The organism is Calothrix sp. PCC 6303, from assembly GCF_000317435.1.
GTDB lineage: Bacteria > Cyanobacteriota > Cyanobacteriia > Cyanobacteriales > Nostocaceae > PCC-6303.
This window is the reverse complement of the sequence record NC_019751.1, coordinates 2,669,267-2,689,602: the sequence shown is the minus strand read 5'-3', so window position 1 is coordinate 2,689,602 and position 20,336 is coordinate 2,669,267. Positions and strand designations below refer to the sequence as shown.

Annotated in this window: 16 protein-coding genes; 13 read left to right on the top strand and 3 right to left on the bottom strand. The window is 38.5% G+C overall.

Annotation, left to right across the window (positions count from 1 at the left end; translation table 11 throughout):
* Positions 1-147: 147 nt before the first annotated feature.
* From CAL6303_RS10935 to CAL6303_RS10910, 6 genes are all read left to right on the top strand, one after another.
* On the top strand, positions 148-2,742 hold the full coding sequence (locus tag CAL6303_RS10935) for a CHAT domain-containing protein (protein ID WP_015197913.1): 2,595 nt from the start codon (positions 148-150) through the stop codon (positions 2,740-2,742).
* Positions 2,743-2,937: 195 nt separating this feature from the next.
* On the top strand, positions 2,938-3,597 hold the full coding sequence (locus CAL6303_RS10930; RefSeq protein ID WP_015197912.1) for a tetratricopeptide repeat protein: 660 nt from the start codon (positions 2,938-2,940) through the stop codon (positions 3,595-3,597).
* A gap of 53 nt (positions 3,598-3,650) precedes the next feature.
* The gene (locus CAL6303_RS10925; protein ID WP_015197911.1) at positions 3,651-5,048 is read left to right on the top strand and encodes a CHAT domain-containing protein; all 1,398 of its coding nucleotides are present in this window, start codon (positions 3,651-3,653) and stop codon (positions 5,046-5,048) included.
* A 17-nt stretch (positions 5,049-5,065) separates the two neighbouring features.
* Entirely contained in the window at positions 5,066-7,546 is a 2,481-nt protein-coding gene (locus tag CAL6303_RS10920; protein ID WP_015197910.1) for a tetratricopeptide repeat protein, read from the top strand.
* A gap of 197 nt (positions 7,547-7,743) precedes the next feature.
* Positions 7,744-10,011: a caspase family protein gene (locus tag CAL6303_RS10915; protein ID WP_015197909.1), complete on the top strand. Its 2,268-nt coding sequence runs from the start codon at positions 7,744-7,746 to the stop codon at positions 10,009-10,011.
* A 44-nt stretch (positions 10,012-10,055) separates the two neighbouring features.
* Entirely contained in the window at positions 10,056-12,776 is a 2,721-nt protein-coding gene (locus tag CAL6303_RS10910; RefSeq protein WP_015197908.1) for a CHAT domain-containing protein, read from the top strand.
* Between the two features lie 104 nt (positions 12,777-12,880).
* Here the strand turns inward: CAL6303_RS10910 and CAL6303_RS10905 are convergent, their stop codons facing one another.
* Positions 12,881-14,113: a caspase family protein gene (locus CAL6303_RS10905; RefSeq protein ID WP_015197907.1), complete on the bottom strand. Its 1,233-nt coding sequence runs from the start codon at positions 14,111-14,113 to the stop codon at positions 12,881-12,883.
* A 271-nt stretch (positions 14,114-14,384) separates the two neighbouring features.
* Here CAL6303_RS10905 and CAL6303_RS10900 point away from each other — a divergent pair, with 271 nt between their 5' ends.
* The 6 genes from CAL6303_RS10900 to CAL6303_RS10875 all read left to right on the top strand — a co-directional run bounded on the left by CAL6303_RS10900 (position 14,385) and on the right by CAL6303_RS10875 (position 17,131).
* Positions 14,385-14,747, top strand: a complete 363-nt coding sequence (locus CAL6303_RS10900) for a DUF6876 family protein (RefSeq protein ID WP_015197906.1) — start codon at positions 14,385-14,387, stop codon at positions 14,745-14,747.
* Between the two features lie 35 nt (positions 14,748-14,782).
* Positions 14,783-15,028, top strand: a complete 246-nt coding sequence (locus CAL6303_RS10895; RefSeq protein WP_015197905.1) for a hypothetical protein — start codon at positions 14,783-14,785, stop codon at positions 15,026-15,028.
* Positions 15,029-15,191: 163 nt separating this feature from the next.
* Positions 15,192-15,581 carry a hypothetical protein gene (locus CAL6303_RS10890; protein ID WP_015197904.1) on the top strand — a complete coding sequence of 130 codons (390 nt, stop codon included), beginning with the start codon at positions 15,192-15,194 and terminating at the stop codon, positions 15,579-15,581.
* Positions 15,582-15,736: 155 nt separating this feature from the next.
* Positions 15,737-16,471: a hypothetical protein gene (locus CAL6303_RS10885; RefSeq protein ID WP_041740426.1), complete on the top strand. Its 735-nt coding sequence runs from the start codon at positions 15,737-15,739 to the stop codon at positions 16,469-16,471.
* 97 nt (positions 16,472-16,568) lie between these two features.
* Positions 16,569-16,844: a hypothetical protein gene (locus CAL6303_RS10880; RefSeq protein WP_015197902.1), complete on the top strand. Its 276-nt coding sequence runs from the start codon at positions 16,569-16,571 to the stop codon at positions 16,842-16,844.
* Positions 16,845-16,861: 17 nt separating this feature from the next.
* Positions 16,862-17,131, top strand: a complete 270-nt coding sequence (locus CAL6303_RS10875) for a hypothetical protein (protein WP_015197901.1) — start codon at positions 16,862-16,864, stop codon at positions 17,129-17,131.
* 285 nt (positions 17,132-17,416) lie between these two features.
* On the opposite strand, the gene CAL6303_RS10870 is transcribed toward CAL6303_RS10875, so the two are convergent.
* Positions 17,417-17,623, bottom strand: coding sequence for a hypothetical protein (locus CAL6303_RS10870; RefSeq protein ID WP_041739405.1), 207 nt, complete (start codon positions 17,621-17,623; stop codon positions 17,417-17,419).
* 214 nt (positions 17,624-17,837) lie between these two features.
* Between CAL6303_RS10870 and CAL6303_RS10865 the strand changes: the two genes are divergently transcribed.
* A complete protein-coding gene (locus CAL6303_RS10865) occupies positions 17,838-19,223 on the top strand; it encodes an AAA-like domain-containing protein (RefSeq protein ID WP_015197900.1) in 1,386 nt (461 codons plus the stop codon).
* A gap of 12 nt (positions 19,224-19,235) precedes the next feature.
* Here CAL6303_RS10865 and CAL6303_RS10860 read toward each other — a convergent pair whose 3' ends face one another.
* Complete coding sequence (locus tag CAL6303_RS10860) at positions 19,236-20,318, bottom strand: trypsin-like serine peptidase (protein ID WP_015197899.1); 1,083 nt, start codon at positions 20,316-20,318, stop codon at positions 19,236-19,238.
* Positions 20,319-20,336 lie beyond the last annotated feature (18 nt).

Below are 20,336 nucleotides of genomic sequence, written 5' to 3'. Positions count from 1 at the left end.
GGACAGTAAAAATCTGTAGTGCAAGCGTTTTTGAGTAAGGAAAAAGATGCTTGCATCACAATTACACTTTTTTGAATGCGAAAAAAGCATAACCTCTGGTGGTTGAGAAATACGAGTAATTACTGAAAGATTTAAAGGGCTGAAGAAATGCGTAAAAGTCTGAATTGCTTTAATCACAGAGGTAATAGGGTTTATAAAGCCAAAAATAAGTTATCAATATTTGTTTATCGGGCTACATTTGTTACTGTGTTGCTTTCGCTGATATTTCCCGTAGGTTTAGCATCTTCGCAGATGAGGGAAGCAAATATTAAGGTTAGCACTATATTAGTGGCACAAGGGAAAACAGAGGAACAACTTAAAGATGAGGCAAGAACACTTAATATCCAAGGTCTTCAGCTATTACAGCAGGCTAAATATCAAGAAGCTTTAGAAAGTTTTCAGCAAGCACTAGTTATTTTCAGAAACACAGGAGACAAACCATTTGAAGGGCTTACTCTTCATAATATTGGAGGAGTTTACAAGAATCAAGGTAAGTATAGAGAAGCCTTAGAAGTTTTACAGCAAGCATTAGTGATTTTTAGAAATTATGTAGATAAAAACTTTGAAGGTTTAACTCTCAATGGAATTGGAACTTGTTACGAGGAAATAGGTGAGTATCAAAATGCTTTAAGTCATTATCAACAAGCTTTAAATATTTTTGAAAAAACTAAACTCGCCGATGGTAAAGCTACAAGCTTGAATAATATTGGAGAAGTGTACCGTCGTATGGGGGACTACCAAAAAGCTTTAGAGAATTATCAGCAATCATTAATTCTTCTTCAGCAACTAGGTAACAAAACGCATGAAGCTAGAACACTTGCTAATATAGGATTGCTATATTTTAACATAGGGCAGTATCAACAATCTTTAGAATTACTTCAAAAAGTTTTAGAAATTCAGAAAAATATAAATGATAAAGCTGGTGAAGGTAGAACTTACACAAGTATTGGAGAAGCTTATTCTAAACAGGGTAAAAAACAAGCCGCTTTAGATAACCTTCAGAAAGGTTTATCGATTTCTCAACAAATTGGAGACACATCTCATGAGGGTTATACGTTCTATAGTATTGGAATGCTATACTACAACTTTCAAGAGTATCAAAAAGGATTAAACAATTTTAAAAAAGCATTGGTCATTGCTCAAAAAATTGGTGATAAAGAGAATGAGGCTAGAATATTCAATGGGATAGGAGGAGTTTACGGTCGTCAGGGACAGCACAAAAAAGCATTAGAGTATCATCAAAAAGCATTATTAATCGCTCAAAAAAATGGTGATAAAGGTGGAGAAGGCACGTATCTCAATAATATTGGAGCAGCTTATATTTCTCAAGGTAAATACTCTGAAGCTGAAAAACCCCTTTTCTATGCTATTAAAATTTTGGAGTCATTACGGGCTACACTAAAAGATGACCAAAAAATATCAATATTTGAAGAACAAGCTTTAACCTACGGTAATTTACAATTAGCCTTAATCGCGCAAAATAAAACAGAACAAGCATTAGAAATATCCGAGCGCGGTAGAGCAAGAGCTTTTATAGATTTATTGACATCAAAATCAGCCAAAAATCAAGAATCGATTAACACAATTCCATCCATCACTCAAATAACAAAAATAGCTCAACAACAAAAAGCCACGCTTGTCGAATATTCCCTAATCAACGACTCAGAACTCTACATTTGGGTAATTAAACCCAAAGGAGAAATCGTCTTCAAACAAGTAGATTTAAAATCCCTCAAAACACCTCTAAAAAATTTAGTAGAAACCAGTCGTCAATCTATCGGTGTTATAAAACAACGTGGTGCTGAAATTAAAAACCCACCCCTACCAAGTCCAGAAAATCAAAAGAAACGCTTACAACAACTCCACGAACTCCTAATTACACCGATCGCCAACCATCTCCCCAAAAATCCGAGCGATCGCGTAATTTTTATCCCCCATGAATCCCTATTTCTCGTCCCCTTCCCAGCGCTCAAGGATGCAAACAACAAATACCTGATTGAAAAGCATACCATCCTCACTGCTCCAGCAATTCAGGTATTAGACTACACCCGTAAAAACACAGAAACATTAAATATTGCATCTCTGCAACCGGGAGATACATTACTGGTAGGGAACCCAAATATGCCAATTACAGGGATTCCCCCCATACAACAACGTCCTTTACCCGGTACGGAAAAAGAAGCGAACAAAATAGCTCCCATTCTCAACACTCAACCTCTTATTGGTAAACAAGCAACAAAATCTGCCGTACTACAGAAAATATCAACTGCCAAAATAATTCATTTAGCCACACATGGGTTACTTTATGGCTTTGGGGAAAGAATACCAGGTGCGATCGCACTTGCTCCCGATACTCCTGGTGTCAACGAAGGATTGCTCAAAACAACCGAAATAATTAACTTAAATTTGAAAGCAGACTTAGTAGTTTTAAGTGCTTGCGATACAGGTGGAGGGGAAATCACAGGTGATGGAGTCGTGGGATTATCCCGTTCCTTGCTGACTGCGGGAGCAGAGAGTGTCATCGTTTCCCTGTGGGCAGTTGATGATAGTTCCACCTCAGATTTAATGGTGGAATTTTACAGCCAACTACAGCAAAATCCTGACAAAGCCAAAGCCCTACGTCAAGCAATGTTAAGCACAATGAAAAAACATCCCCATCCCATACACTGGGGAGCTTTCACCCTCATTGGCAACGCAGAATAAACGGGGATTCAAAAAAATATTTCACCGAACTGCAAAATTTTGGCATATCCTCCTTTCCCCCAGAAATACATACAACCAAGAAAGCAAAAGATACTTCCAGAACGGAAAAACAATTGTAATTCACTCTGCCGAACGTATCTATTTTTCTTTCCCAAACACCACTCAACAATCATCAATCATTCAGGAATTAGAAAAATGAAAAAAATCACATTAGCACTTGGCATGGCTGTATTAGGTGCAATTGTCTCCAGTCCCAAAGTATTCGCAGAAAACCTCAATCAATCCGCACCAATTCTTGTTGCTGAAGCCCAAACTCAACTTAAGCCACAACTACAATTACCCTCAATTAGACCCCAATCTACACCTAACTCTAACCCTGGAAATAGCAACAATATCGAGACATTACTAAATCAGGCAGCAGAGTACCTAGAAAAGGATGATTATGACAAAGTAATTGGAAATTGCAACCAGGTTTTACAGCAAGATAAGAATAATTATGGAGCTTATATACTGCGAGGTATAGCATACACCCAGCTAGAAAAATACCAGCCAGCAGTTGATGACTTTAACCACGCAATTCGCATCGAGCCAAATTCCCATTACTCATACTTTGGAAGAGGTTTCGCTCGCGTCCACTTAAAAGAATACGAACAATCAATAGCAGATTTTAATCAAACAATCAAACTAGAATCAGACTTTGCCCATGCTTATTTCTGGCGAGGAATTGCTCAAGGTTATTCAGGTAATAAACAGGGAGCGATCGCAGATTTAAAACAAGCTGCGGAACTCTATAAAAAGCAAAATAAGCCTGAAAGTGCGAAAATGGCGCTCGACCTGCTAAAACAAATTAGTTAGTGCAAATACTAAGCCCAGATTCCTGATTTTTTCAAAAGTTGGGAATCTGTAGCATGACAAAATATCTTCCCAATCTCCCAACCTTAACTATTCTCACAGTCATGCCAAATTCCAAATATCTTTTAAAGATAGTTATCTCGGCAATAACTATCAGTATTACTGCGATAACATCATCCCCAATTAATCACGCGATCGCGTCGGAGAAATCAGCAAATCAGTTAGAGACAATAGCAGGTAACAAAGATAATTCTCCAGTTCAACAACCGAATAAATCATCACTTGTCAAAACAGCAAAACAACTAAACGCCACACTTGTACAGTATTCAATCATCTCGAATGAATCCATCGTTGATGGTAAACCCCAAACTCAAGAATCAGAACTATATATTTGGGTCGTTAAACCTACTGGTGAAGTAGAATTTCGCAAAGTTGACTTAAAAGCTTGGGGGAAAATAGAAAAGAGTTCATTTCTCAGCTTATTTAGAAGAGAACGACGCAGGTTGAGTGCTAGAAGTGCAGGTACAAAAGGAGCTAAATTTGAAGCTAATCCAAAGGAAAATAACTCATTACCAGATTTACAAAAATTGCATCAAGTCTTAATAGAACCCATCGCTAATTTACTCCCACAAAAACCCGATGAAAAAGTTATTTTTATTCCTCAAGGTGAATTGTTCACTGTTCCCTTTGCTGCATTAAAAGACGCAAATGGCAAATATTTGATTGAAAAATATACAATCTCCACTGCACCATCAATTCAGGCATTAGATTTACTTTACCAAAGAAAAATTAAACGTCAGGGTGAACAACCTTTCGTCGCCAAAAATATCACGGCTGATGAATTATTAATAGTAGGTAATCCTACCGCACCAAAAACACCTCTAAAACCAGGAGGGGAAGCCTGTAAATCACAACCATTACCGGGTACAGAGAAAGAAGCAAAGGAAATTGCCCAAATATTTAAAGCACCAGCACTCATAGGTGATGCTGCCACAGAAACTGTAATTGTGGAAAAAATGCCCCAAGCCAAAATAATTCACTTAGCAGCCAATGCTTTTTCTAATGATTGTCAGAAAGGAAACTCTCCTGATGCAATTGCCCTTGCTACTTCGGAACGAGATGATGGTTGGTTGAGAACTGAAGAAATCCAGGATATGAAGCTCAAAGCCGATTTAGTTGTGTTGACTGGTTGCGATACAGCTTTAGGACGTATCACAGGTGATGGTGTCATTGGGCTTTCCCGTGCTTTTTTAGCAGCTGGTGCAGATAGCGTCATTGGTTCACTGTGGGCAGTTGATGATATGGCAACTGCATTTCTGATTACTGATTTTTATGGTAATTTAAGCAGAAATACGGATAAAGCGGGTGCGTTACGTCAAGCGATGCTGGAAACGATGAAAAAGTATCCAAATCCTCGCGATTGGGCTGGTTTTACGTTAGTTGGTTTGTTGTAGTGGTGAGGGGTATGGCTATGCGTTCCTGTAAGATTGGGTTAGGTGTGTTGGTTTGTCTGTTGGCTATTTTTTCGACTTCGTTGGGTTCTAGTTTGTCGATGGTGTTTACTGAATCGCGGGTTTTGGCGCAGACGGTGGATTCACGGAAAGCGGAAGCTGATAGATTGTTGCAACAAGGTATTCAGCAGTTTGAAACCAGTCAATTTACAGTAGCATTGCAGTCTTGGCAACAAGCACTACAAATCTACCGCGAAATTAAAGACCGTTTAGGTGAGGGTCAATCACTGGGAAATCTCGGTGTTGCCTACTTATATTGGGGAGACTACCCTAAAGCGATGGACTACCATCAACAAAGGTTGGCGATCGCACGGGAAATTAAAGACCGTTTAGGTGAGGGTTATGCCCTGGGAAATCTCGGTAATGCCTACGGTTCCTTGGGAGACTACCCCAAAGCGATTGACTACCATCAACAAAGGTTGGCGATTGCACGGGAAATTAAAGACCGTCAAGGTAAGGGTCAATCACTGAACAATTTGGGATTTGCTTACTTTTTTTTGGGAGATTACCCCAAAGCGATTGACTACCATCAACAAAGCTTGGCGATCACACGGGAAATTAAAGACCGTAAAGGTGAGGGTAATGCCCTGGGAAAACTCGGTAATGCCTACGGTTCCTTGGGAGATTACCCCAAAGCGATTGACTACCATCAACAAAGCTTGGCGATCGCACGGGAAATTAAAGACCGTCGAGGTGAGGGTTATGCCCTGGGAAATCTCGGTGTTGCCTACCGTTTTTTGGGAGACTACCCCAAAGCGATTGACTACCATCAACAAAGGTTGGTGATCGCACGGGAAATTAAAGACCGTAAAGGTGAGGGTCTAGCACTGTTGAATCTCGGTGTTGCCTACTTTTCTTTGGGAGATTACCCCAAAGGGATTGACTACCATCAACAAAGCTTGGTGATCGCACGGGAAATTAAAGACCGTCAAGGTGAGGGTCAATTACTAAACAATCTGGGAATTGCCTACTACAAACAAGGAAAACTAACTTTAGCTGAAAGTATCCTAATGGAAGGCATAAAAGTTTACGAATCTCTGCGGGGTAAAGGATTAAAGGATAGTGAGAAAGTCTCATTTTTCGATACCCAAAGCAGGACCTATCGCACTTTACAACAAGTCTTCATTGCCCAAAATAAAACCGATGCTGCTTTAGAAATATCCGAACGCGGAAGGGGAAGAGCATTTGTCGAACTACTTGCTTCCCGCTTATCTGCTAACTTTCAAGAAGAATCTCCTAAGCCATCAAATATTAGGGAGATTAAGCAAATTGCTAAAGCACAAAATTCTACCCTCATTCAATATTCAATTATTTATGATGAGTTCAAAATTAATGGCAAACGAGAAATAAAAGAATCAGAACTATATATCTGGGTCATCAAACCCACAGGTGAAGTCATCTTCCGCAAAGCCGACCTCAAACCCCTATGGCAAAAAGAAAATACCAATTTAAAGAAATTAGTTAAAACCAGCCGTCAATCAATTGGTGTCAGAGGTGCAAAAATGGAGAACCCACCTCCACCAAATCCAGAAACCCAGAAAAAACGCTTACAAAAACTCCACGAAATATTAATCTCACCTATTGCTGACCTATTGCCCAAAAAAGAAACCGACAAAGTAGTATTCATCCCTCAAAGCTCATTATTTCTAGTTCCCTTTCCTGCATTGCAAGACAAAAACGGCAAATACCTGATTGACAATCATACCATCCTCACATCTCCATCAATTCAAGTTTTAGATTTAACTAAAAAACAATATCAAAAACTTGGAAACCAACCCATCCAGAATAATAAGATGCTGATTGTGGGTAATCCCATTATGCCGAAAGTTCCAATAAAAATTGGCGACACACCGCAACAATTGCCACCTTTAGCTGGGGCAGAAAAAGAAGCAAAAGGCATTGCTAATTTATTTAAAATTCAACCCTTAATTGGCAAACAAGCCACAGAATCGACCGTAGTCCAACGCTTGCCCCAAGCACAAATTATTCACTTTGCCACCCACGGATTATTTGATGATATTCGCGGTTTAGATAGTTCCATTGCTCTAACACCAGAAAATCCTAACTCCCTCTCATCCCCTCTCAGCAAAGAAGAGCAAAGACGCGATGGACTCCTCACCGCAGAAGAAATTTTCGGTTTGGAACTCAAAGCAAATTTAGTAGTAATCAGCGCTTGCGATACAGGTAGAGGAAAGATTACAGGGGATGGTGTTATCGGTTTATCTCGCTCTTTTATCAGTGCAGGAGTACCCAGTGTCATCGTCTCCCTCTGGTCAGTTGATGATGGTTCAACCGCATTTTTAATGACTGAGTTTTATCAAAATTTGCAACAAAAAATGGACAAAGCCACAGCTTTAAGAAAAGCCATGCTCGACACCAAGAAAAAATATTCAAGCCCATCACAATGGGCAGCTTTTACCCTCATTGGTGAATCTGAATAACCTAACCGCAGATATCCCTTCTCGTCCCTAGGCTTTGCCTGGGAACGGGATTAGCGAGGCTCTGCTTCGATTCAAAGGCAGAGCCTCCGGAAAGACGTTACAAGTCGGAGCCTTGTAACGAGAGAAGAAAAGAGGTCAAAACTGGCATATCCTCCCACATCCCAGAAATACAAATCACAAAACAATCCAAAATCACCATGTCCTACATCAAACGTCGTCAATTTATCCAATTCGCCGGTTCCGCTTTAGCCACAATGGGTATCAGCCAGTTAGACATCATGCGTCAAGGAGAACGTTATGCGAAAACCTTAGCACAAAATACACCCCGCAAACTGGCATTACTAGTGGGAATTAACGATTATAAAAATGGCATATCTCCTCTTGGAGGGTGCGTAACCGACGTTTCCTTACAGCAAGAATTACTAACCAACCGCTTTGGTTTTAATTCCAAAAATATTCTGACCCTAACCGACGCACAAGGCACACGCCAGAATATTCTACAAGCATTGGACGAACATCTCATCAAACAAGCTAAACCTGGTGATGTTGTCATATTCCACTTTTCTGGACATGGTTCACGGGTAAAGGATGAACAAAAAGATATGCCTGATGGACTGAATGGCACAATCGTCCCCGTTGATAGTTCTTTGCCTCCAAATGGTGGTGTCGTACAAGATATTATGGGACACACCCTGTTTTTACTCATGTATGCGTTGCAAACCGAAAACGTCACCGTAGTCTTAGATTCCTGTCACTCAGGGGGGACAAAACGGGGAAATTTTGCTGTTCGTTCCCGCGATGGTGGCAGTGATTTCTTACCCAGTGATGCAGAATCTGAGGAACAGCAAAGATTGTTGAAAGAAACCAAACTTTCACGAGAAGAATTTATCAACAAACGCCGCCAAAATGTTGCTAAAGGCATTGTAATTACAGCTGCCAAACGGGATCAATTTGCTATAGATGGTCAATTTAGTGACTTTAGCGCTGGAGCTTTTACTTATGCCTTAACTCAATATTTGTGGCAACTAAATCGAAATGAAGCTTTTGACAGAACTTTTGCTAACACTAGGAAAAATGCTCTCGACATGGCATTTAACACAGGCGGTTTTCAAGAAGCAGAAATAGAAACCAATATTAAAAACCCCAAATCCCCGTTATACTTTTTACCACCAAAACCAATACCCGCAGAAGCAGTAATCACGGGTGTGAATGGCAACCAAGTAAATTTATGGTTGGGTGGAATCGAACCCCAAAGTCTAGAAGGTTTTAACAAAAGCGCAATATTAACAGCCGTCGATGAAAAAGGAGAACCACGGGGACAATTACAAATTGAATCCCGTCAGGGATTATCTGCTACAGGTAAATTACTCGAAAACACACGTACACAAACCCCATTAGCAGCAGGAACTCTTTTACAAGAACGTATCCGTACTATCCCCAAAAATATCACTTTAAAAATCGGACTTGATGACAGTTCTCTCGACAGCAATACTATTACCCAAGCGAAACAATTACTAGAAGTGATACCCAGTATCGAAGCCTTCCCTCTGCGACAAAAAGAAGTGCAATATATATTTGCTCGTATGACTAAAACCAAATATCAGGAATTACAAAAACAACGCATACCAAATTTACCTCCCGTGGATAGCTTTGGCTTATTTACACCTACCCTAGATACAATTATTGTTAACTCCTTCGGCGATTCTGGAGAAACAGTAAATGCCGCAGTTAAACGTTTACAACCAAAACTGAGATCATTCTGGGCTACGAGAATGGTTAAAAATCTTCTTGGTAATAAAAATACATCAAAAATCGATATTTCTGTTTCCATGAATATTGCTGGGACTCAAGAACCCCTGGCTGAAACTTTTACTCCTCGTGGTGCCAAGCTAAATAATGGAACTGGAAACCAATCAACACCAACCAAACCAGTAAATATTTCCGATTCAGGTATACCAAAATTACCCTTGGACACAAAAATTACCTTTCAGGTTCATAATAAAGAATCAGTACCTCTCTATGTCAGTATTTTAGGCATCGACAGCGCCGGAGACATGGGAATTCTCTTCCCCTATGATTGGTCAGAAGAACCCATATTAGCTGCATCGATAGAAGCTGGACGTAAAGTATTAATTCCCAAACCCGAACATACCAAAACGAAGATCAATATTGGTAAACCACTCGGTTTTTCCGAAATACTTGTCATCGCTAGCACAACACCATTACGGGATCTACTCGATAAACTCCAAGCGATCGCAGATGCCCAAGGACAAGCTGGTAAACGCAGCGCCCTATCAGCAACCGGAGACGAATTTTTCGGCTTAACTAATAATTTACTCGATGACTTAGATAGAAGCACTCGCAGTGCAACTAATGCTGAGAATATCCAACTTCCTGATGGAGAACGTGGGGTTGATACTACGAAGTTAGCCGTGATGTCAATTCCATTTGAAGTGGTGAGTTAGTAAAATTTTGTCAATTTGTATCGCAATTATCGAGAGATTTGCCAATGTATAAGAAATTTAAACTTGCTAGTTTAATAGCATTTGCTTCAGTGATTTATCCTGTTGATTTTACTAATTCAAAAACACAACAGCAAAACTATTCTTCTTTGAATCATTTTATTGTACAGGGGCTAAATACACACCAAGACCGAAAACAAGAAGCATTTCGCTTAAATAAAATAGGCATTCAACATTTAAATAAAGGAGAATATCGAGAAGCTTTAAAAACTTTTGATGAGGTATTAAAAATCGTCAAAACAATTGGCTGGCATAAAGGAGAAGCCTCAACTCTTCATAATATAGGAGAGGCTTATCGTAATCTAGGAGAATATGACCAATCCTTAAATTACTTTCAACAAAGTTTAGCCATTTATAAGCAATATGGTGATGAGGATGATGGAATTGCCACTCTCAACAACATGGCATTAATTTACAGTGCCAGGGGACAATACACCAAAGCTTTAAATCTATATCAGCAAGTTTTACCAATTGCAAAAAAAATTGGCAATAAAGAAGTGGAAAGCTCAACTCTCAATAATATTGGTGCAATTTATGACAATCAAGGACAGTATGCGAAAGCCTTGGATTATTATCAACAGTCTTTAGTGATTCAGGAAAAAATTGGTGACAAAGAAGGACAAAGTACAACTCTCAATAATATTGCATCAGTTCGTACTCACCAGGGGCAATATGCCAAAGCTTTAGAAGCTTTTGAAGAAGCTTTAATCATTACCGAACAAATTAACTACAAAATAGGCGAAGGTGCAACGCTCAATAATATAGCAGTAATTTATAGTAGACTGAGACAATATCCCAAATCCTTAAAATTTTATCAACAAGCATTAGCCATTCGTCAGCAAATAGGAGATAAAATAGGTGAAGGGGTTACTCTTAATAATATTGGTTTAGTTTATGATAAGCAAAGACAGTATAACAAAGCTTTAGAATACTATCAAAAAGCCTTGACTATTCGTCAAAAAATTGGTGATAAAGAAGGCGAAAGCGTAACAAATATCAATATTGGCTCAGTTTATTTTGATTTAGAACAATATCTTAAAGCCTTAGAGTATAACAGAAAAGCTTTTTCTATTGCCGAGCAAATAGGTGATAATTTAAGTGCCGCAGATGCTCTTAACAATATTGCTGAAATTTATAGTAATCAAGAAAAATATGCTCAGGCTTTAGATTATCATCAAAAAGCTTTAGGCATTCGGCAACAAATTGGTGCTAAATTAGGAGAAGCCAGCACCCTTCATAATATAGCTTATATTCTCTTAGAAACTGGTAAACTGAAAGAAGCTACAGATACCTTAAATAATGCAATTAGTATTTACGAATCTCTACGACCAGGATTAAAAGATACTGATAAAGTTTCAATTATTGATACACAACGAGATTCCTATACTTATTTACAAAAAGCGCTCATTGAACAAAATAAAATCGAAGAAGCTTTAGAGATTTCTGAACGTAGTCGCGCTCGTGCATTCGTTGATTTATTAGCCTCTCGTCTCAATAGTCAAAATCCACAAATAAACAAACCACCTAATATTAATCAACTAAAGCAAATAGCTAAGGAACAAAAAGCCACTATTGTTGAATATTCAATTATTCCTGAAGAGTTAACTATAGAAGGTAAAAAACAATGGCGTGAATCACAACTTTATATCTGGCTTATTAAACCTACAGGTGAAATAACATTTCGCAAAGCTGACCTTAAAACCATATTACAAAAAGAAAATATCAACCTCGAAAAACTTGTCATCACCAGCCGAAAATCTATCAACGTTATCGGTCGCGGTGCTAAATTAGACAACCCACCTCAACAAAATCCAGAAAATCAGAAAAAACGCCTAAAACAACTCCACGAACTATTAATATCACCCATCGCTGACGAACTACCAAAAGACCCAAATCAACGAGTAATCTTTGTCCCGCAAGATTCCCTTTTCCTCGTTCCTTTTCCCGCACTCCAAGACAAAGACGGTAAATACCTAATCGAAAAACATACCATCCTTACTGCCCCGGCAATTGATGTATTAAGGTTTACCCGTCAAAAACCAAGCCAAAAACCCACATCACCCAATGATATTCTAGTTGTGGGCAATCCCATAATGCCCAAAGTCTCTATCCCTCTGGGTTCCCCAGCTAAACAGTTACCTAATTTACCAGGTTCTGAGCGAGAAGCTCAAGCTGTAGCTGAGATATTTAAAACAACACCTATTATCGGTAAAAATGCTACAGAAACAGCTATTGTTCAAAAACTACCCACAGCCAAACTTATCCATCTAGCAACTCACGGCTTACTAGATGATGTTAAAGAAGTGGGAGTACCGGGTGCGATCGCTCTTGCTCCCGATACATCCTTAGAAAAAGCAGGTAAAGATGAAGGAGATGGGTTGCTTACTTCCAGCGAAATTATTAACTTGAGCCTCAATGCAGATTTAGTAGTCCTAGCTGCCTGTGATACAGGCAGAGGTCGTATTTCCGGCGATGGTATTATTGGCTTATCGCGCTCTTTGATTACTGCTGGTGCAAAAAGTGTATTAGTTTCCCTATGGATGGTAGATGATAAATCAACAGAATTTTTGATGAAAGAATTTTATCAGAATTTGCCAAAAAGCTCAGATAAAGCCTTGGCATTACGTTTGGCAATGTTGGAAACGAAAAAGAAATTTCCACATCCATCTGACTGGTCAGCATTTACCCTAATCGGCGAGGCTGATTAAATTTGTAACATTATTGTCTAACTTATGGGAGGTCAGGTAAGATACCTAACCTCAATTTTTTCACTTTACACTTAGGACACAACCGATCATCTTGAGGAAGTAGCTCAAATTCTCTCACGCAAGAAAAGTCCAGGCTTCAGGGATACAGACACTGGAGATTCTAGCAATTTTGCATATCCCACCAATCCCTTACGACTTTCAAGCTTTACAGTTCCTTGCTGCTGATTTTCAGCATTGATGATTTCAAAAACGGCATCTTTATTCAATTTTTCTAAATTTTCCACATTCACACCACCCAGCCAAATTTCTATTTGATTTCCCTTGACTTGAGTAATTACCCCTGCTGCGATCGGTGTCTGCACCTCAATAAAATAAACCGGACGCTGCTGATGGTTGCTGTTTGGTTTAACAAAAAGTACAGGTTCTTGAAAAACACCTTGCTCAAAACTAAAGCTGTTGACATATCGAGCAATATTGGCAAATGATTCACCCAAAGCTAGATTCCCACTTTGCTGCCAAAGATACTGAGTTAAAGTATAGGTAAATACTCCTGCACTAAAGTCATTAAATTGCTTATCAACAGCATATTGATCACGTTTTCCAGCAGCAAGCACAGCACCTTTAGGTATTCCTATTCTCCGTTGTTTCTTAAATTCCTCTGCTGACAAGCCCAAACGCTGTAACCATATTGTCTGATAAGCCTTTTCTTCAGGACTTGCTTGAAATTTCTCTTCTGATTTAGAACTTTTTAATGTGCTACTGACTAAACCACCAGAATAGGGAGTATCAATTACAAAAGTTACATTTTCCGTATTCAGTGCTGCCATCAGTAGCCAAAGGGTATGTCCAGTAATATCTTTTACACTAGATGATTTTCCTGGTTGTAGTTGACTATCAACAGGAACTAAAGTAATAACAAGACCATCTGGATAATCTTTATCTACATCAATTACCCGCGAACCATGTCCAGAGAAGTGAAAAACCACCACATCCCCAGGTTTTGCTTGTTTAATCAAATGCTCCTCAAAGGCTTGTAAGATACTTTGGCGCGTAGCTTGTTTATCGGTCAAAGTTAAAATATCTTTGGGATTAAAACCAAGGCGGTGAATCAACAACTCTCGTTGCAACATAACATCATTAACACATCCAGATAACACAGACATATCTTTTGAATACTCATTAATTCCCACCAGTAATGCCAATTTTCGAGATGTACTTTGGGCAGAAACTTTAGTATCAAATATGTTCTTTTGACCTAAGTCTAACTGTCCCATACCCAAGACTGTCAAAGTTGAGCCTACGAGTTGGATAAAATGACGACGTTTAAATGATGACATGATTACCTCTTAGTCGAAATGTGAGAAATTCAATAGTTCCCTGTCATAAGTAATGTATTTCTCAGCGACTAGAGGGTATGCCAATTTTGTAATTAAACTTTGCAGATTAATTAATATTTCTCACATTTCCTGCAAGCTATATAAATTTAAACTTCGTGTCAATTCCTAATCAATCAAAAATCCTAAACTACTAATTTATAGATATCAACAGCTTTGATTTTACGGCTCACGCCTTTGGAAGGGTGAAGTTTGTGAAATCAACGAATCAAACATGAAAACGCCACGACAAATAGTAACGGAGCTTAAGCAATTTACTGGTTCCAGTATTTTCTACAAACACTGGCTTGGCTTGAAATATACAGATGGAATCAAATATTTAGCAGACGAAACAAACTGCTACTGGTTATTAGATGCAATTTTCTCCCACCAAACAAAAAAATTGCTCTCCAATCCAAACTTGCAAGAATTTCAAATCTGGCATTTACGAGTTGATAATAATTCCGGTGTCTTGATTTGTGAGTGGGATACAAACCAAGAATTATTACGACAGGAAATCGAATATACGGATTTTCCACTAAGTCACATCAAGCTGTATTTGGTAGAAACAGTTCTCATACTCCCCAGCGAATATTAAACCGCATCAAAGTTGTCAATATTAGGAGAGTAATTATGTTAAAAGCAATTAGCCATGAGCAAACATTTGTCACAAATCTCGAACAATTTATGACCAAAGCTGACAAATTTATCAAAATCTACTACTCAGGAATCAGCGAAGAAAACAAAGTTAGAGAGATTGTCCAAGAACTACAAAATTTGCTATCAGATACAGACTTACGGCAATTGGAAATAGATTATCAGCATTCTTGCGGAATCAAAGACTTAATGTCTGACTGTGACGATTCTGCATGGTTTTAAAAAGAAGGCAGATGGTATGAGGAAGAAGGGAAAACATAATCACGATATTTTAGCTGGCTCAAATAGTTTGCCTTTTAAACTTTATTTCCATCTGCCTTTCAAATCCTAACTTATTCTGGCTAACGCCAATAGGGAAATGAAGAATTAAAGGAATGTTCTCATCATGGCTACACGTAAATCTTCAACGACTACTTTTAACGCAATTGATGATTCAATATTGGGTGACTATGCTGTGAATAATTACTCCGAACGAGTATATTCCAAAGTCTACTACTCCATCCGTGAACTTTGTGGACTTGTTGCAAAGCGTTCTCTAAAAGAAGGTTTCGATTGGAATAATTTCAAAGAGCGCTTTACAAGTGACTTTGGCAAAGTTGAAGAAAATCGATATTCCCTAGAACAATTACTGGAATATGCTAACCGCAAATTTGGTAAAACCCTTGAAGATTTGATAGTACAAAACCAAATTTCCTGGCAACGCAGACAGGAATATGCCGAACGCAGCAATATGAATTATCAATCTAAAATGATTGAAGATAGCACTTGCTACTAATACGAAAAACTCATAGCTAAATTTTATAATCCTCCAGTGATTAATCACTGGAGGATTTTGATTAAAAGCATGTTCTCGCTTCAATATAAATGCTTTTAACCCTAACTCAACAAATCAAACGCCTCAACACATTTAAAGCATCTGCTGGTAGTAATATGCAACAAAATAGCTATATAGCTTGGGAAGGTAATTCTTTAATTGACGGTTCTCCTATCGTTTTAATTTTGACTGGCTTCGTCTTTCCAAGCTTCAACAAAAAGACAGGAAGCAAAATGATACAATCGTGGATATTACAACAAGAATTTACTCCAACTCACGCTGCAAAAGAAGGTTTAGAGGTTGGTATATGTGGAAGCTGTCCGATGAGAATGAGTGAGATTGGAAGTTGTTATGTTAACTTGTTGGGTGTCAATCGAGTTTATCAAAAATATAAATCTGGAGCCTACCCAAAACTTAGTAACAATGAAATTGAAGTTCTGAGAAGATACCGATATCCAATTAGACTTGGTTCTTATGGCGATCCAACAGCAATACCATTTGATGTTTGGGAACCGCTGATTTTGGCATCTGGTAAACATACCGGGTATACCCATCGACATGAAAATTGTGATTTACGATGGCAAAAATATCTCATGGCTTCTGTAGAAACTGAGACACAGGCAAGACAAGCTCAAAGTCAAGGTTGGAGAACTTTCAGAATTATTGCTCCCGATGCACCATTGAGCAAAAACGAAATTCTCTGCCGTCATACCGAAGATGATACAAATCAATGTGAAACATGTTTGTTATGTGATGGTGCATCCTCCAAACCAAATATTGCTGATAAAGTGCATGGTTTGAATTGGAAAGTATCCAATTTTCTCAAATACCTTGAATCGACATCAAATTAATCGAGGGAAGGTAGAAATAGAAGTAACTAAAATACTCATTCTGCTTTCCTAAAATCGCAGCATTAAAACAATACAAATACAAACCCGGATCAAAATTATGGCAGAAGTATTAACTGAACCCCAGTTTCAAATATTAACTCATCAATACACAGGAGAGAAAACGGGAAGAATTTATTTTCCAGCTTTGTTTTTAGCTGAGTTTCACGAATTTGTTATTCAATGGTTACAGCAACAGGAAATTATCTTCTATGAGACGGATATAAAGCGGTACGGAGATGGCTCGTTCCGGTTATATTTTCGGACAATTAACCCTCCGGAGGCAGAATATTTTCGATTAGTAAATTCCCTTACGGGAAAAATGCAGCGAATTTGATTAAAGGAAACAATCAGATGAAGATGAAGTTGAAATATCGAAATTTTATAGGTGCTCTTAGAAATCCAGTTCCAGCTATTCCTTGTTCTCAAACTATCATATCAGAAATGCCAGAGCGTGAGAAAATCAAGCACACTCTTATCGGTTCCAGCAAAGCAGTAATGGGGACAATTCGAGTTTTACACCAACTGGGTTATGCAGATATCGGTGATTGGAGTCCTTTATTACCAACGAATAATTCAGAGGAAGTCATGAGCGTGTTAATACGCTCAATTATTGCTCAATAACAGGTAATTTATAGCGAATACCAATGCTCCTTTTTAGGGGTATTTTTTTCGTAGGAGTCTTTTATTTTACAAGTTTCTTGGAATCAGGGATTATGCGATGGCTCCGCTCGCCGTAGGCATCGCATAACATCTTTAAGGCTCTCAATGCCAAATGCGAACTGACGAAAGCCATTCTGGCATCCCAGAAACAGCACTAAGTCACTAGGGGACAGGCTACGCCAACGCTATAGTACAATAATACTAAATACTTTTCACGTTCATGTCCGCAGGAAAGTTAGAGGAGAGCTATGTCGTTGCACGGCAGGGTATCTCTGACAAAATACTTCCACAACAGCGAGTATTTAGTATAATATTTTCGCCATCCTCTAAAAAATAATGTCCAGCGCGTACCAAGCTAACCAGCAACCTAACAAGTTTAGCGATCGCTTTGATAGCTTTCTCAACCAAGCTGCAAGTTAAGCGATGGAAACAAGTTTTGTAGTTTTGCAGCATACGGAGATAAACACAAGAAGGCGAGACTTTTTGCAAATCACCGGCTTTAAGTGTAAAGTTAGATACGTAATTGCTTGCGATCGCTAAATCTATTCCAGATTGAGCTACTTGAATTTGGATGCTTTCTAAGGCTATTCATTTACTTGCTGCCTGTATTTGCCTAAACTGTGCTGTGTCCTTAGCATTTATTCACAAAATTTAATTAAATATAATTATGAACTTTGAAGAAAGTTTATCAATCTTAGACACAGCTATTTTCGATAAAATAAATAGACATCTGAAGGATATAGAAGTAATTATTCTAGAAGGTTCGTGGAATAGTTTGAGCTATGAAGAGATTGCTAACAAAGAAGGTTATGCAGCTAATTATTTACGGCAAGATGTTGGTTTCAAGCTATGGAAATTCTTGTCGGAAGTATTAGAGGAAGAGGTCAATAAAACTAACTTTCGTGCAGCAGTCGGACGCTTAGTCAATCGTCATCAAGTGATAGCAAGTTGTAACGAAAAAAAGACTATTTCATTAGAAACAAGTCAATCACATTTTCCACAAGTAAAAGATTTTAACACGAATAAACCAATACTAGAATATCCGGAAGGCTCTGTACCTATCAATTCGTTATTTTATCTCCAAAGGCAAATCGATATTCGCTGTTATGACAAAATTCTTCAACCAGGTGCCCTAATTAGGATTAAGGCTCCGCACCAAATGGGTAAAACCTCTTTATGCGATCGCATTCTTGGCTACTCCAAGCAAGAGGGTTACAGTACAGTTCGTGTCAACTTGCTCCAAGCAGAAGCAACTGTTTTTAGTAGTTTGGATAGATTTTTGCGTTGGTTTTGTGCTTGTATTAGCCACAAATTAAAATTATCGGCTTTTTCCCATGAATGTTGGGATGAATATCGAGGCAGTATTATTAACTGCACAACATATTTGGAAGAAAATATTCTAACAACTATCGATCATAGTTTAGTTTTAGCATTAGATGAGGTCGATATAGTTTTTCAATATCCCGAAATTTCTCAAGGTTTTTTCGCAATGCTACGTAGTTGGCATGAAGAAGCAAAAACTATCGATATTTGGGAAAATTTACGGCTAATAGTAGTTAACTCAACTGAAAACTATGGGTCATTAGATATAAATCAATCGCCTTTTAATATCGGTTTGGTTGCCGAATTAGACGAATTTACTTCAGAAGAAATAGAGGAATTAGCCCAACGTCATAATTACGGTTGTAATTCAAATCAATTACAACAATTAATCTCTTTAATTGGAGGTCATCCATATTTAACTCGATTGGCACTCTATCACATGGCTTTGGGGAACACAACCATAGATAAACTATTACAGGATGCTCCCACAAATGCCGGAATATACGAAGCTTATTTACGACGAATTCTGAAAAATATTTTATTGAATGAAAAATTAACTACAGGATTTATGAAAGTAGTTAATGCTGACGAACCTGTTGCGATCGCCACAATGCAATCATATCAACTATACAGCATGGGACTTGTGAAACGAGTTGGCGATCGATTAGTCCCACGCTGTCAGCTATATCAGAAATATTTTCGAGAACACTTGACTCCAATAATTAATTGAATTTACATTTAATTACCAATTCGATCGTGCCCATCCGATGAGATTTGAAAGAACGGCTCCTCCAGCAGCTACATTATTTTTGATGATACTAAATGGGAACTCATATTCTTCTTCTCCCCCTGAATGTGTTCCAATCACATAAGGATATCCATCATCCCACCAGCCAAAGACTGGTCCACCAGAATCACCCGGAGAACCATCCGCACGGTATTCTAGCTCCACACCTTGCCCATCGTTATCATCATCAATAATTGGAAACCATGTTACTCGGCTTGGTCTTAATCCAGATGCAACAGCACCCGGATAACCACACTTCGTCCAATAATTTCCACCCTCCCAAGCATCTCTATAAAGCTGGCAACCAAAAAAGCCTAAACTATCACCTAGAGGAATAGAGAGTTTTAATACCGCCATATCATCTCCCTGTCCATGATTTTTATATCCCCGTGCTGATGCCACAAATGAGGATACGTTGCGACCTAGCAGGGAATTCCCATCATAATAGGCAGGAATAAACTGCATTCTCCACTGGGTTCCCCAAGGGACTAGGTGACTGGCAGTTAGGACTACGTTTCTGCCAACCAGCGCACCTGTTCCCATACTTGTTGGGTAAATACTCATAGGATTATTCCACACTAAGATTTTGCCAACACATCTCCACGGATAACTATCGGGATAATAGATTTGTCGATCGTCCTTACCGAATACATAATGAGGTGCAACTTGCTTCCCTTTGTTTCTGCGAAATGACTTCCTAAAAGGCAAGTCAGCTATTTTGGGATGATAACTAATTCCACTCCAATCTGGTAATTGAGCATCTAGAACCTTTTCTTTCAGTTCGATCGATTCGTCTGGATCAATTAAATCTTCAGTTTGTCCAAACTCACCTAAAACTACACTTTCACCTAGTTCCATTTGCCAGAGATTACGCTCTGCTATTTTGATGAGTTCTAATTTTGGTTCAGAGTCTCTTTCTATATTGCTGAGAAATAATGAATTACGACGCTTTAAATCGACTAAATCAAATGGTTGTTCTCCATCAGATTTATTATCAAGTATAATTAGATCGTCAGCAGTTATTGGTGTTTTTGACATAATAAATTTCTCCCGTTA